Annotated in this window: 10 protein-coding genes and 2 pseudogenes; 10 read left to right on the forward strand and 2 right to left on the reverse strand. The window is 68.6% G+C overall.

Annotated features, from left to right (window positions below; genetic code table 11):
• Window positions 1-15 precede the first annotated feature (15 nt).
• The gene (locus GR130_RS00300; protein WP_159502854.1) at window positions 16-609 is read left to right on the forward strand and encodes a hypothetical protein; all 594 of its coding nucleotides are present in this window, start codon (window positions 16-18) and stop codon (window positions 607-609) included.
• Window positions 610-821: 212 nt separating this feature from the next.
• A complete protein-coding gene (locus tag GR130_RS00305; RefSeq protein WP_236572622.1) occupies window positions 822-1,532 on the forward strand; it encodes a hypothetical protein in 711 nt (236 codons plus the stop codon).
• A 52-nt stretch (window positions 1,533-1,584) separates the two neighbouring features.
• Here GR130_RS00305 and GR130_RS41725 read toward each other — a convergent pair.
• Window positions 1,585-1,674 (reverse strand): annotated as a pseudogene (locus GR130_RS41725) (IS5/IS1182 family transposase); the annotation flags it as partial.
• 305 nt (window positions 1,675-1,979) lie between these two features.
• Here GR130_RS41725 and GR130_RS00310 point away from each other — a divergent pair.
• The 8 genes and pseudogenes from GR130_RS00310 to GR130_RS00350 all read left to right on the forward strand — a co-directional run bounded on the left by GR130_RS00310 (window position 1,980) and on the right by GR130_RS00350 (window position 10,829).
• The gene (locus tag GR130_RS00310) at window positions 1,980-2,609 is read left to right on the forward strand and encodes a class I SAM-dependent methyltransferase (protein WP_159502855.1); all 630 of its coding nucleotides are present in this window, start codon (window positions 1,980-1,982) and stop codon (window positions 2,607-2,609) included.
• A gap of 908 nt (window positions 2,610-3,517) precedes the next feature.
• Complete coding sequence (locus GR130_RS00320; protein ID WP_159502856.1) at window positions 3,518-3,763, forward strand: type A2 lantipeptide; 246 nt, start codon at window positions 3,518-3,520, stop codon at window positions 3,761-3,763.
• Window positions 3,764-5,345: 1,582 nt separating this feature from the next.
• Entirely contained in the window at window positions 5,346-6,002 is a 657-nt protein-coding gene (locus GR130_RS00325; protein WP_159502857.1) for a YeeE/YedE family protein, read from the forward strand.
• The gene (locus tag GR130_RS00330) at window positions 6,002-6,418 is read left to right on the forward strand and encodes a YeeE/YedE thiosulfate transporter family protein (RefSeq protein WP_159502858.1); all 417 of its coding nucleotides are present in this window, start codon (window positions 6,002-6,004) and stop codon (window positions 6,416-6,418) included. The genes GR130_RS00325 and GR130_RS00330 overlap by 1 nt, the downstream gene beginning before the upstream one ends.
• A 750-nt stretch (window positions 6,419-7,168) precedes the next feature.
• Window positions 7,169-7,912, forward strand: a pseudogene (locus GR130_RS00335) (potassium channel family protein); the annotation flags it as partial.
• 116 nt (window positions 7,913-8,028) lie between these two features.
• Window positions 8,029-9,006, forward strand: a complete 978-nt coding sequence (locus tag GR130_RS00340) for an NAD(P)H-quinone oxidoreductase (RefSeq protein WP_159502859.1) — start codon at window positions 8,029-8,031, stop codon at window positions 9,004-9,006.
• A 222-nt stretch (window positions 9,007-9,228) separates the two neighbouring features.
• Window positions 9,229-9,951, forward strand: coding sequence for a hypothetical protein (locus GR130_RS00345; RefSeq protein WP_159502860.1), 723 nt, complete (start codon window positions 9,229-9,231; stop codon window positions 9,949-9,951).
• A gap of 317 nt (window positions 9,952-10,268) precedes the next feature.
• Window positions 10,269-10,829, forward strand: a complete 561-nt coding sequence (locus GR130_RS00350) for a bacterial proteasome activator family protein (protein WP_201304762.1) — start codon at window positions 10,269-10,271, stop codon at window positions 10,827-10,829.
• A gap of 89 nt (window positions 10,830-10,918) precedes the next feature.
• Here the strand turns inward: GR130_RS00350 and GR130_RS00355 are convergent, their stop codons facing one another.
• Window positions 10,919-12,580, reverse strand: a complete 1,662-nt coding sequence (locus tag GR130_RS00355) for a Stk1 family PASTA domain-containing Ser/Thr kinase (protein ID WP_159502861.1) — start codon at window positions 12,578-12,580, stop codon at window positions 10,919-10,921.
• Window positions 12,581-12,648: the final 68 nt, after the last annotated feature.

A 12,648-nucleotide genomic window follows, 5' to 3' on the forward strand; every position in this document is an offset into this window, starting at 1 on the left:
TGTACTCCTGGATACATGACATCGGACAGCCCCCAGCCGCCTGATGACTCCGGCAAGCGGGAGAAGAAGAAAAAGAAGAAGCGTCCGGAGCCTACGGCCTGGGCGGCGTGGGGGAGCCTGGCAGTGGCGGTCATCGCACTGGGAAACTCCATCTATGGAGCCCAGATTGCCAGGGATGCCAGTGATCAGGCGAAAAGGACGGAGCGTCGTTCCGAGGAAGAGAGTGAGAAAGCTCAAGCATCGCTGGTCTCGTACTCCTTCCAGAGCAACCCCCAAGGGCAGGCGGAGTCTCTGACCATCTTGAATCGCAGTGATGCCGCGATCGCCAAGGTGGTCATGGTGTTCGAGGACGTGAAGCGGTATGTCTACTTCGATGAAATTCCGCCTTGCAGTTTGCAGAAAGTCGAACAGCTTCACAAATATTACCTCGGGGCGCATGAATTTATTCGTTTCCTGGATGGTGATGGCGTCGCGTGGGAGAAGGCGATGGCGGATGGTCGTTCCGGCCTCAAGAAGATCGATAAGCCGGATCCGCCGCAAGACACCAGTAATGCCACTCCCGCCATTGCCGCTGGTGAATCGAGCGGCGCTCTGGCGAACTGTCGGTGAGCCCCACTCGCGAGTGCCCCGCTTCGAGTGAGGGAATTGCCGGGCGGTCTGCCCGTCTCGCCGAAGCGCGTTGGTCAACTTGCGGAACCGATGTGGCCTCAGCCCGGAGCAAGGGGCTGTCCAGTACGGCTCCGACGCCGTGATCACACCAGGCACACCATGGCCCTCTCACCCGTGGTCAGCAGTTATCGGGCAGCCCTTAGAGTGAGCGGATGGTCGAACCTGATGTGCGGGGAATGCGGGCGGGGTTGCCTGCGCGCGCGATCGAGGTCGGAACCGAACCTCTGGTCCGGCCGGTACGGAACTCGGTGGGCGGCTGGCCCTTCCTCGACGAGGACCAGGAGTGGCCGGAGTGTTTCTGCGGCGAGCGGATGGCGCTGTTCTTCCAGCTCGATATCCCCCCGGACCTGGAACCTTTCGGCGGCGACCACCTGTTGGTCTTTCACTGCCGCGCGCACAACGACGCATCCGACCCGCAATTGACCGACGGGCGACTCGTGCCCCGGTACTGGGAAGCTCCACACCCGCCCTATCCGCGTCCGTTCTGGAGCTTGCTGCTCCAGCGCCACGCGACGCTGCCGGCGGCGGAGCCGGAACCATCCCTGTGCGCGCTACCGCTGCAACTGCGCCCCTTCGTGGACAGTCCCGACGCGCAAGGGCTGGGAGCCCAGACATTCAAAGTGGGCGGTGCGCCATCCTGGGCGCAGGGCCCCGAATTCTACCGGTGCGCGTGCGGCGCCGAGCTGGTGTACCTCTGCCAGGTGCCGGAGGGCATGGAATTCGCCGTCCACCCCGGCCAACCAGAGCAGCCCTACAGCGTCGACGCCAACACCTACGGGCTTTTCCTCGGCAACGAGGTCTATCTGCTGGCCTGCCCTGCCCACTGCGACCCGGCTGCAGTCTGGCCGGTGAACCAGAACTGACCCTCGGTATCGCCGACTTGCCCGGCGGACACCGTCCTATCCGGCGGACGAGGAAGACGTAGGCCCTCGTGCCGTATCTCGTGGCTACGGCACGGGAGTTCTTGAGGGCGTTGATCGTCCGCTCGACTTCGTTTCGGCGCTCCGGAGACTGCCCTGGAGCCTGTCCCGCGATCATGTGACGGGGCAGTCGGTTCCCGGTGCCTGTCCGATGGGTCGGCGCCGGTCAGAAGGACACCAGCACGTCCAAGCCTCCCTCACCACACGTTCGGTGAGGGAGGCTTGGTCGCGAACGGCTGGCCCGGGAGGATAGCGGCTGTCGCTGCGGCGCCCTGGACGTCACTGGCTGAACGTGCCCTTGCTGCTGGACTCATAGGACACGCCCTGGGGGTGGGGGGCGGCTCGGGGCTTGAGAAGCTGCGAACGTGCGCGGGTGTTAGCTTCTTTCCCGTGGGGGAACACCAGGACGGGACCAGGGCGGCCTACGACGAGGTCGTCGAGCTGTATGCATCGAAGTTCGCTAATCGGTTGGAGACGCAACCGTTCTCGCGGAACATGATCGGCACCTTCGCCGAGCTGGTGCGCGGGACGGGGAACCCGCGGGCAGCCGACGTCGGGTGCGGGCCCGGACATCTGACGGCCATGCTGCACGACCTGGGGCTGGACGCCTTCGGGCTCGACCTCTCCCCGGGCATGATCGACCATGCCCGGCGGGCCCATCCGGCGCTGCGGTTCGACGAGGCGCGGATGGAGGACCTGCCGGTCGAGGACGGCGCGCTCGGCGGCGTGCTGGCCCACTACTCGATGATCCACACCCCTCCTGGGGAACTACCCGCGCTGCTCGCCGAGCAGGTGCGTGTCCTGGCGTCAGGGGGCCTGCTCCTGGTCTCGTTCTTCGCGACCGACGGACCCGAGCCGGTCCGCTTCGATCACAAGGTGACGCCCGCCTATAGCTGGCCGGTTGACCGGTTCGCCGAGCTGCTGGCCGGGGCCGGGCTCGTCACGTTCGCCCGGCTGCTCCACGACCCGGCCTCCGAGCGGGGCTTCCTCGACGCCCACCTGCTGGCCCGCCTCCACTAGGTTGCCCGTGGGCCTCATAGAGGACGGGGATCCGACCGCATCGAGTGGATCCCGCTCGCCGACGTGCGCGGGATGATCGACCGCCGGGAGATCATCAGCAGCGGGTCGCTCGTCGGCCTTCTGTATGTCCTGATGGATGAGGCGATATGCCCTGATGGATGAGGCGATCCGCTGATTCAGGCGGGAGTACTTCCCCGAGGCGTCCTTCAAAGGCGGTGACGGCCTCTCCGCGGTACGGAGTCAACTGCCTGTAGAACTCCCCAAGGTGGCCTGCCAGCCTGTTTCAGCCTTCTGTGACCGGACAGCCCAGACAGCGCCGCTTCGCGCGATCCGGTCGGTTTCCGCAGGTGAGAGCTCTCACCGGACAGTCGAACAGCTGGGACACCTGCTCGTCGGCAGGCTCCGAACAGCGGAGGGGCCCCACACCGATCGGATGCTGTCGGTCGATTCGGAGCCTGTGTGACGTCGGCCTTCACGACGTGGTTGTAGTCGTGAAGGCCGACGTCGTCGCCGGGGAAGGTGTCGGTGCCGATGCGGCCGATGGCGGCAGGTAAGGCTCCGGCGGAGGCGGTGCAGGTAGCGCGGGCGGAATTTCTTTGAGGGCACCATCCGCGAAGCGCACAGGAAGACCACAGGCTCCTCGTATCACCCGGGCCCGCCGCGCCCTGGCCGGACTCGAATGCCGACATGTCCCACCGGTTTCCGGCGGCGATGGTGCCGTAAACCGGCCACGGGCGTCGGATCTCGCAAGGCATGTGAAGGAGTTTCCGCGATCCCGTGAACGGTCCCACGGGTCGGCATGTGGGGATATTGGGAACCTCGGCAGAAATTACCGATGAGCCGGGGTCGCCGGGCGGCCGGTCGGCATGGTTTGCTCTCGCGCCAAGCCACCAGTGGAAAGGACAGTCATGCGTAACGACTTCACCCCCGTCGAGACCCGAGAGATTTCCGAGGCCGACCTGGACAGCGTTTCCGGCGGCGTTCTCGGCGACATGGTTCAGGACGGCACGTCCGCGCTTCCGGGCCTGCCCGGGCTGCCGGGACTGCCGGGCCTGCCGGGTCTGCCCAGCGGCACGATCAGCGGCGGCGGTGGCATCCAGGTCACCGGCCCCATCTCGGGCCAGGCCGGCTTTTCCGGCATAGCCGGGCTCTGACGGCTACTGGGCCCCGAAAATCCTCTTTGTACTGCTGGTCATTCGGGGCCTGGATTCTGCGCCCCGTCGATCGCTTGGTCGGCGGGGCGCAGTGCTGCGAGGTGCGGGTGGGGGTGCGGGCCCGAGGTGGCCTCGCCCAGGCGCACCGGTGCTCATACCGCGCTCACCCAGCGCGCCAGGACGCCGGTGACCCGTCGCATGGCGCCGGCGGCCGGCGTGGTCGCCCTCTCGCACGCGTCCACGACGGCTACAACTGGTCAATAGCCAACTTCCTTAAGCAAAAGTGCCCGAGAGGGGCGCAATCGGGTGATTGCGATTGCCTCATGTGGGGCTTTTCATCCACTCGACGAGCCGAGCCCACAAGCCGGCTCCCGATCGACTCGGTGAACCCTCTGAATGCTCGGGAGTCCGCGTGCGTTGCGACGACCCGCCCTGACGGGCTCGCGCCGACTCCGCTCGCGTCGACGCCTCCGCTGTGCGCGCACCCCGGCGCTCCGCAGGCTCACACATGCACCGCTGAGCCATCGGCACGCCCATCATCACTTGGTCCACATGCCTCCCGCAGCCCTCATAGGTCGCCTTCCGGCACGACCGACAGGCAGCACGTTGACACATAACTCCCCTCCATTGGCTCTTCATTCAAGATCCACGATATCCACGCCATCACCACAAGAGACTCCGGTGGTTTCACCCTCTCCCCAAAAATCTGACTTGTACCGGCACGAGCCGCAATCATGAGGTCGAATTGCGACACAAGTGGCCGCCATGCTGGTCGTGGATGTCCAGACATGAGAGACAGAAGTCTCATAACCGTTGCGTGGAATATCACGCCAAGTGGCGCCAAGTGACCCGATTGAAAAATACCCTGAAGTTGCTCGAGATGCTGAAACGGTGATTGCATCACGCCCGGTCGAGGAACGGAGACGCAGCACCTTATTGCCACTTCCTGTCACCGCATTGCTTTTCAGACCGTCGACCGGGCGCAGTGAGGGCAGGAATCGAGAACGGCAACCACTCTCCCCGAACGGGTGGTGCGCCGGTCAGGAAGGAGCAACGTGGGTTGCTCGCACGCCGCAGGATGCCCCCTTTTCCCCCTACTCAGGGCGAGCTTGCAAGGTTGGCGCGAATACTACTGCGACAGCGAGGATCGATGGCTCGGCTGTGCGCGCTATCAGATGTCACTCACCGGCGAGCGCGTGCCGATCAGCCTGCTGCCCAACGGAGCCCGCGCGCGACACCTCGAACCCCCGGCCGAGGTGGACCGATCCGGCGCCACCAGCCCGGCGGCGGTACCCCGGCAGGCCCCACCGCCACGGTCCGCTCCCGGGTCACCGGAGACCGCGTCCTGGCCCCAGCCAGCGCCGACCCGGCCACATGAGCAGTCAGGACCCGGAACCGCGATACCGGAGGCCAGGGCCCAGTTCGGGGCAACACCTCCGCCAGCAGCTGTCCGGCCCAACCAACCGTCACCGCCCCCGCAGGTTGCCCGGCCTTCAGACAGCCTCGCTCCACACACGGGGCAAGCGCCCAGCCCGAAGCGCGGCTGGTGGGCTCGACTTGCCGATTGGATGAGAGGACCCGCATGAGTACCTACTGGCCCTGGTGGGCGGGCGCTATCGGGCTCGCTCTGGTCACCATCAACCACACCCTCATCACCGATCGGTCTCTCGGGGTGTCGGCCGCGTGGGATCGCGTGTTGCACTGGCGCCGGGAACGCCGCCTCGAGCAGATGGACGAGGAGTTCACCGACGATCAAGCTCTCGCCGAGGCGCTCGCCGCAGCTACAGCGGAGCACTTCGGTACCGGCACCGGCGCGTCCACCGTGCCGCAGGAACCGTACGGGACGTCGCGACCGCTCGAAGCGGACGCCGAACCGGCAGCGGGTGAGCGCCCCGCGGCCACGAGCCTGCGCCCGGCCCCGCTGGTCACCCAGGCTGCCCTGCTGATGTCGGTCTTCCTCGGCGGGCTCGTCGCCGCGGTCACCTCCGGGCGGTTCCACCTCCGCCACGACATGGGCCCGGGTTTCCGGAACCTGGTCACCGCCAATCCGGCCACCATGATCGCCGTGCTGTTCGTGGGTGGCGTGCTGGTCGGCTTCGGCACGCGGCTGGCCGGTGGGTGCAGCTCCGGCCACGGACTCAGCGGCTGCGGTCGGCTGCGCCCGGTCAGCATCGTCGCGACCGCCGTGTTCTTCGGCACCGCCGTCGTGGTGTCGTTCCTCCTGTGGAAGGTGATCTGATGCGCACCCGAGGCGCGATTCTGCTGGCCAACATCCTCACCGGACTGGCCCTCGGCTATACCGTCACCAACATCGGCTTCGGCGACTACGCCGAGCTGAACCGCATGTTCACCTTCCAGGACCTGCGCATGCTCCTCTCCTTCGCCGGCGCCGTGGTGATCATCGTGTGCGCGTTCGCTCTGCTGCGGGTCCGTCGCACCCCAGGGCGCATCCACGCCGGCGTGATCCCCGGCGCGGTGTTGTTCGGTACGGGCTGGGCGATCTCAGGTGGGTGCCCCGCAATCCCGATCATCCAGGTCGCCAGCGGATACCTGCCTGCCCTGATCACCATCGTCGGCGTCATCGTCGGTATCCGGCTGTGCCGCTGGGCCAATGCCCGATACTTCCACCTCGACCGCGGCTCCTGCGGGCTGTAGCCAAAGGCGCCCACCGACACGAGCCGTGGAGGCAGGGGCTCCCGCTTCGACGATCTCCCGACGTCCCCCGGCACCCCATGCACACCTCGGGCTGGGCGACGCAGACCGTCGGCCCCAGCCACAACACCCCGCCCTGTACGGCGGTTGTCCGCTGGCGAGTACTCCTGGGTGCGTGGTGGTGTGCGGGCGGCGGGCGTCCGCCGGGACCGTTCGCCAGGCCGCGGCCCGGCGGGGCGGCCGGGCCGCCCGGCGCGCCGCCCGGCGCGCCCCTGGGTAAGTGAAGTCAGCTTTTGACAGTCGCCGGAGCGTGGTTTCAGACGGCGCGGAGTGTGCGGGGGGGGGGCTGTCGGCGGTGATGCGATAGGCGAGTTGGGCACGGTCGGCGCCGGTGCGCGGCTCTTCGCCGCGGTAGCCGATCTCCCCGTTGGGCAGGCGTACGCGCTTGCGCTGCCATGCGCTCGTGTCCGGTTCCTCGTACGCGTAGACGTACCGTCCGCCCCGCGACTCGACGAACGACCGGTTGTCTTTCTCCTGCTCATCGCGGCCCTTGATGTCCCGCCCGGTCAGGGGACGGAAGGCGGGCTCGGTCTCCGTGTTGTCGGTAGCGTCGTTCTCGGCAGCGGCGGATCCCTCGTCGGCCTCGAAGGACAGACGGACAAGACCGGCTCAGTTCTGACCTTTGAGATCGCCCCAACGAGCCCGCCGCACAAGCTCGTTGTCCATGAACTTGGGTTACTTTCGCCAAACTGCTGGAGAAACGCCTTGCGCGATCACACCGTCATCGTCGGCTACGGGACCAAGGGCCGGTCCGCCGTCCAGACCCTCTGCGCCACGGGCCTTGCCCGCGACCGCATCGTCATCGTGGACCCCATCAGCAAGGTGGTCGACGCGGCGGTGGTCGAGGGGTTCGCGGGTGTGGTCGGCGACGCGACCCGCAGTGACGTCCTGCTGCGGGCCGAGATCCAGCGCGCGCACCAGGTCGTCATCGCCACCCAGCGCGACGACACCGCCGTCCTGGTCTCGTTGACCGCTCGTCAGCTCAACAAGCGGGCCAACATCGTCGCCGCGGTGCGGGAGGAGGAGAACGCGCCGCTGTTGCGGCAGTCCGGCGCCGACGCGGTGATCACCTCGGCCAGCGCGGCCGGTCGGCTGCTCGGGCTCTCCGTGCACAGTCCCAGCGCGGGCACCGTCATGGAGGACCTGATCCAGCAGGGCAGCGGTCTCGACCTCGTGGAACGGCCGGTGGTCAAGGCGGAGGTCGGCCGGTCCGTACGGGAGACCGATGACCTGGTCGTTTCGGTCCTGCGGGGGCACCGGCTGCTGGGGTACGACGACCCGGAGGCGAGCCCCCTGCAGGCCGCGGACCGGCTGATCACCATCGTCCGGGTCGCCTCGGCACAGGAGTCGGACCAGTTCGGCAGGGCGCCCGTCCGCCCCGCCAAGCCGACGCTGCCCGGCACCGGCGTCGCCCCGATGCGCCGGGCGGACGAATAAGGAGCAGCCGGGCGGGGTCGGGCAATCGGCTTCTCCGGGGCCCCGATCCGTCCGACCTGCCGCGACGCCGACCCGCACCGTCGCCCCGCGGCCGGTCGGCGAGTAGCCTCGCGCCCATGCGAGCGATCACTATCCCCGAGCCCGGTGGCCCCGAAGCACTCGTCTGGGCCGAAGTGCCCGACCCACAGCCCGCCGAGGGCGAGGTCCTGATCGAGGTCGCGGCCAGCGCCGTGAACCGCGCCGACCTGCTCCAGCGCCAGGGCTTCTACGACCCGCCGCCCGGCTCCTCCCCGTACCCCGGTCTGGAGTGCTCGGGGCGGATTGCCGCGGTCGGTCCCGGCGTGCACGGCTGGGCGGTCGGAGACGAGGTATGCGCGCTGCTGGCGGGCGGCGGGTACGCCGAGAAGGTCGCCGTGCCGGCCGGTCAGGTGCTGCCGCTGCCGCCCGGACTCGACCTCGTCACGGCCGCCGCGCTCCCCGAAGTCGCCTGTACCGTCTGGTCGAACGTCTTCATGATCGCGCACCTGCGACCCGGGGAGACGCTGCTGGTCCACGGCGGCGCCAGCGGCATCGGCACGATGGCGATCCAGCTCGCCAAGGCGGTCGGCGCCCGGGTCGCGGTCACCGCGGGCGGCCCCGAAAAGCTGGCCCGCTGCGCCGAGTTGGGCGCGGACGTCCTCATCGACTACCGCGAACAGGACTTCGTCCAGGAGATCCGCAAGGCCACCGACGGCAAGGGCGCGGACGTCATCCTCGACATCATCGGCGCCAAGTACCTCCAGCGGAACGTCAAGGCGCTGGCGATCGCCGGACGCCTCGCGATCATCGGCCTGCAGGGCGGAGTGAAGGCGGAGCTGAATCTCGCCGCCCTGCTCTCCAAACGCGCCGCGATCACCGCCACCGGTCTCCGGGCCCGCCCGGTGAGCGAGAAGTCGGCCATCGTCGCCGCCGTCCGCGAGCACGTCTGGCCGCTGATCGGCAATGGCCAGGTCCGCCCGATCGTGGACCGCACGCTCCCGATGCCGGAGGCCGCCGAGGCGCACCGGATCCTGGAGGCCAGCACCCATGTCGGCAAGGTCGTGCTGACCGTCTGAACCGACCGCCCGTAGCGCCCGGGGCCGTTGCCGCCCCGTGCCCCTCCCCCTGCCGGCAGGTCACTCGGTGCGACCTGCTCAAGATGCCGCGGATATTCCGCCGTGTGACGCTGGGCACGTCACTCGACGGCTCGGCACGGGAGGGGCACTGTGGTCGTACCAGGACTCCGTTCGCGCATTGCCACCGGACTGCTGGTGGTCGCCGCCGCCCTACCCTTCCCCATGACAGCCGGCACCGCGATGGCCGTGGACGTCCGTGCCACACCGGCCGCCCGCCCCGACGAACCGAAGGACGACCACGCGGCTAATCCCCCGCTGGCCGTAGGGCACGCGATGGCGGGCTATCCCGGACGCCCGCGGGTGCCGGTGCGCCTGCTGGACTTCCCCAGTGCCGACGACCTCCGGGACCTGCCGGACCACCTCTTCGCGTTGCCTGGCACCCTCCCCGGGTTCTCGCACCACCCCGGCGGCCCGTTCCTGTTTGCGTGGCGCCGCCACCACCCGCATCACCCGTTCGGTCCACACCTGCACTGGCCGCCGTACTTCGCCCTGGACCTCACCGACCGTGACGCCGACCCCCGGGACGCGGACCGCTCCGAGCCCGCCAACCCGCCCGCAGCCGCCCCCAGCCGGCAGCCGGCCCCCAGCTCCGCTCCCGTGCCGCGCCGCAGCCCTGCTCGTACGGATCCCGGCGCGGCGCCCGCCCGCCCGGAGCAGCCGTCGACCTCGCGCGACCGCGACCGCGCCGGTCCGCTCCCGAGCCCGTACCGGCCGCTGCCGTCGCCTGAGCAGGCCCCGGACGCCGCCGGACCGGCACCTGCGGAGAGCCCGTATGCGCTCGATGCCCCGGCGGCCCGCGTCGAGCGGGTCCTTCCGATGGGCGCCGGAATGGCGCTCACCGGCCTGGGGCTCGCCTTCCTCGCCCTCCGGCTGCGCCGGCGCTGAGCACGTGTTTCACGTGAAACGCACGCGAGATCGCCGTTTCGTATGAAACGGCCCTCGTGGCCCGGCTTCGCATGAAACCGTCGTAGCTCCGTGGTTTCACGTGAAACGATGCGACTCTGCGGGTTCATGCCAAATGGGGCGGTCACGCGTTTCACGTGAAACAGGAGAATTCCGCGGTTTCACGTGAAACGGAGCGGCGAAATTTCCAGATGGGCCCGGATGTCACGCGGTATCGGAGGTTTGCCGCCCTGGGGAGGTGGATCACCTTCTCCCGGGGGCACCACCGTTCTGGACCTGTCGTACGAGAGAATGGCGGCATGGATATGCCGATGAACGAACGGTCGCAGGAGAACCAGCACGTCCTGGTTGTCGGCCCGGACGGCATGGCGCTCGGCAGCGCCGGCGCCGGTGGCGGGGACGAGGGCGAAGAGCCCCGTGAGGTTCCGGTGACGGACATGGTTGAGCAGCCCGCGAAGGTCATGCGTATCGGCAGCATGATCAAGCAGCTGTTGGAAGAGGTGAAGGCCGCTCCCCTCGACGAGGCGAGCCGAGTGCGCCTCAAGGAGATCCACTCCAGCTCGGTCAAAGAGCTGGAGGACGGGCTGGCGCCCGAGCTGGTCGAGGAGCTGGAGCGGTTGTCGCTGCCGTTCACCGATGAGTCGGTGCCGACGGAGGCGGAGCTGCGGATCGCCCAGGCCCAGCTGGTCGGTTGGCTGGAGGGACTCTTCCACGGCATCCAGACCGCGCTCTTCGCCCAGCAGATGGCGGCGCGCGCCCAGCTGGAGCAGATGCGCCGCGCCCTGCCGCCCGGTGTCCCCATCGAAGGCCATGAGGACCACCCCGGTCACAGCGGTGCGCGCTCGGGCCCGTACCTCTGAGGTCCGGGCGTACGGCACGTCCGTAACGGCGGAGGGGCCGGCACGCGATCCGCGTGCCGGCCCCTCCGCCGTCTGCTTGTCCGTTGCCGTCAGTTGCTGCGGCCGGTCGAGATCGTCAGCTGGATGGTGTCGCCGCTGCTCGGGTCCCACCAGCTGATGGCTGCCGGGGTCTGGTCCGTGACGGTGTTCTTGGCCCAGAGCGAGTCGTTCGCTTCCCTGACGACCTTGTACTTCCAGCCGGCCGCCTGGATGCATGCCTTGACCGAGTCCAGGTTCTTGTACTTGAAGGACGGGACGAGGATCTTGCCCTTGTCGCTGTAGCTCTTGGCCGGGCTGGTGCACTCGGACGCCTGGATCGTCGCCGTCTTGTCCTCGGGCCGGACGCTGTTGGTCGGCGACGGGGTGTAGGAGTACGGCGTGTACGAGGACGACGGGGAGCCGCCGGCGTCGTCACCGGAGCTGCCGGCGCTCAGGCCGATGCCGATGGCTATCACGGTGACGACGATGACGCCGACCACCGCCGCGACGATGATCACCGGGCTGTTGTTCTTCCGGGGCCGCGGGCCACCGGCCGACGGCATCGGGGCGGTCAGCGGCGGCGCCGGCGGCCCGTTGAACGGCGGCGGGGCCTGGAAGCCGCCGTTGGCGAAGGGCGCCGGGGTCGGTGCCGGCGTCGGGAAGGGGTTGTTCACCGGCGGCGGCGTCGAGGGGCCGAAGGCCGCCTGTGTCGGCTGGTACGGCTGCTGGACGTTCGGCGGGACCGGGCTCTGCGGGTTGCCCGACGTGGTGGGGAACACCGCGGAGGACACCGACGCACCGCTGGTGCGGGCGCGCGGGCCCTCGCTGATGATCAGCGGCGTCGCCCCGGACTGGGCGGACCCGGCGATCCGCAGGCACTCGTCCTGCATCGCCTCCGCGGTCGGGAACCGTTCGTTGGGGTTCTTCTTCAGCGCGCGGGCCACCAGCGCGTCCACGGCCGGCGGCAGCGAGCGGTTGATGCTCGACGGGACCGGCGGTTCTTCCTGGACGTGGGCGTAGGCGATGGCCAGCGGGGAGTCCGCGTCGAACGGCAGCTGGCCGGTCAGCAGCTCGAAGAGCATGATGCCGACGGAGTAGAGGTCGGAGCGGGCGTCCACAGCGCGGCCCAGCGCCTGCTCGGGCGAGAGGTACTGCGGGGTGCCGACGACCATGCCGGTCTGGGTCATGGACGTCACGCCGGACTGCATGGCGCGGGCGATGCCGAAGTCCATGACCTTGACGACGTTGCGCTTGGTCATCATGACGTTGCCCGGCTTGATGTCCCGGTGGACCAGGCCCATCTCATGGCTCGCCTCCAGAGCGGCGAGCACATCGGCGGTGATTTTCAGCGCCTTCTCCGTCGGCATCGCGCCGTGCTGGGCGATGTCGTTGTCCAGCTCGGAGCGGAGCGGCTGCCCGGAGACGTACTCCATGATGATGTAGGGCACCATGCCGCCGTCGAGCTCGTCCTCGCCGGAGTCGAAGACCGAGACGATGTTGGTGTGCGTGAGCTTCGCCACTGACTGGGCCTCGCGCCGGAAGCGCTCACGGAACGCCTGCTCGCGGCCGAGCTCGGTGTGCAGGGTCTTGATCGCGACTTCGCGGTCCAGCACGCTGTCGTAGGCGAGGTGCACGGACGCCATGCCGCCGGCTCCGAGAAGATCACGAAGCTGGTAACGTCCACCGCCGACCGAACGGCCCTCGAATTGGCCCTGAGCGCCGTCCTGGCTCATGGTTCCGCTTCCCCCTAGGCGCACTGCCCACATGTCAGGCGATCAAAATCTGGAATTCCGCAGCCAAG

The sequence above is a fragment of the Streptomyces sp. GS7 genome, assembly GCF_009834125.1.
Lineage (GTDB): Bacteria > Actinomycetota > Actinomycetes > Streptomycetales > Streptomycetaceae > Streptomyces.

Excerpts from the sequence above, each read along its gene's own strand:
- GR130_RS00300 (WP_159502854.1), top strand. The coding sequence starts at position 16 with ATGACATCGGACAGCCCCCAGCCGCCTGATGACTCCGGCAAGCGGGAG.
- GR130_RS00305 (WP_236572622.1), top strand. The coding sequence starts at position 822 with ATGGTCGAACCTGATGTGCGGGGAATGCGGGCGGGGTTGCCTGCGCGC.
- GR130_RS00320 (WP_159502856.1), top strand. The coding sequence starts at position 3,518 with ATGCGTAACGACTTCACCCCCGTCGAGACCCGAGAGATTTCCGAGGCC.
- GR130_RS00325 (WP_159502857.1), top strand. The coding sequence starts at position 5,346 with ATGAGTACCTACTGGCCCTGGTGGGCGGGCGCTATCGGGCTCGCTCTG.
- GR130_RS00330 (WP_159502858.1), top strand. The coding sequence starts at position 6,002 with ATGCGCACCCGAGGCGCGATTCTGCTGGCCAACATCCTCACCGGACTG.
- GR130_RS00340 (WP_159502859.1), top strand. The coding sequence starts at position 8,029 with ATGCGAGCGATCACTATCCCCGAGCCCGGTGGCCCCGAAGCACTCGTC.
- GR130_RS00345 (WP_159502860.1), top strand. The coding sequence starts at position 9,229 with ATGACAGCCGGCACCGCGATGGCCGTGGACGTCCGTGCCACACCGGCC.
- GR130_RS00350 (WP_201304762.1), top strand. The coding sequence starts at position 10,269 with ATGGATATGCCGATGAACGAACGGTCGCAGGAGAACCAGCACGTCCTG.
- GR130_RS00355 (WP_159502861.1), bottom strand. The coding sequence starts at position 12,580 with ATGAGCCAGGACGGCGCTCAGGGCCAATTCGAGGGCCGTTCGGTCGGC.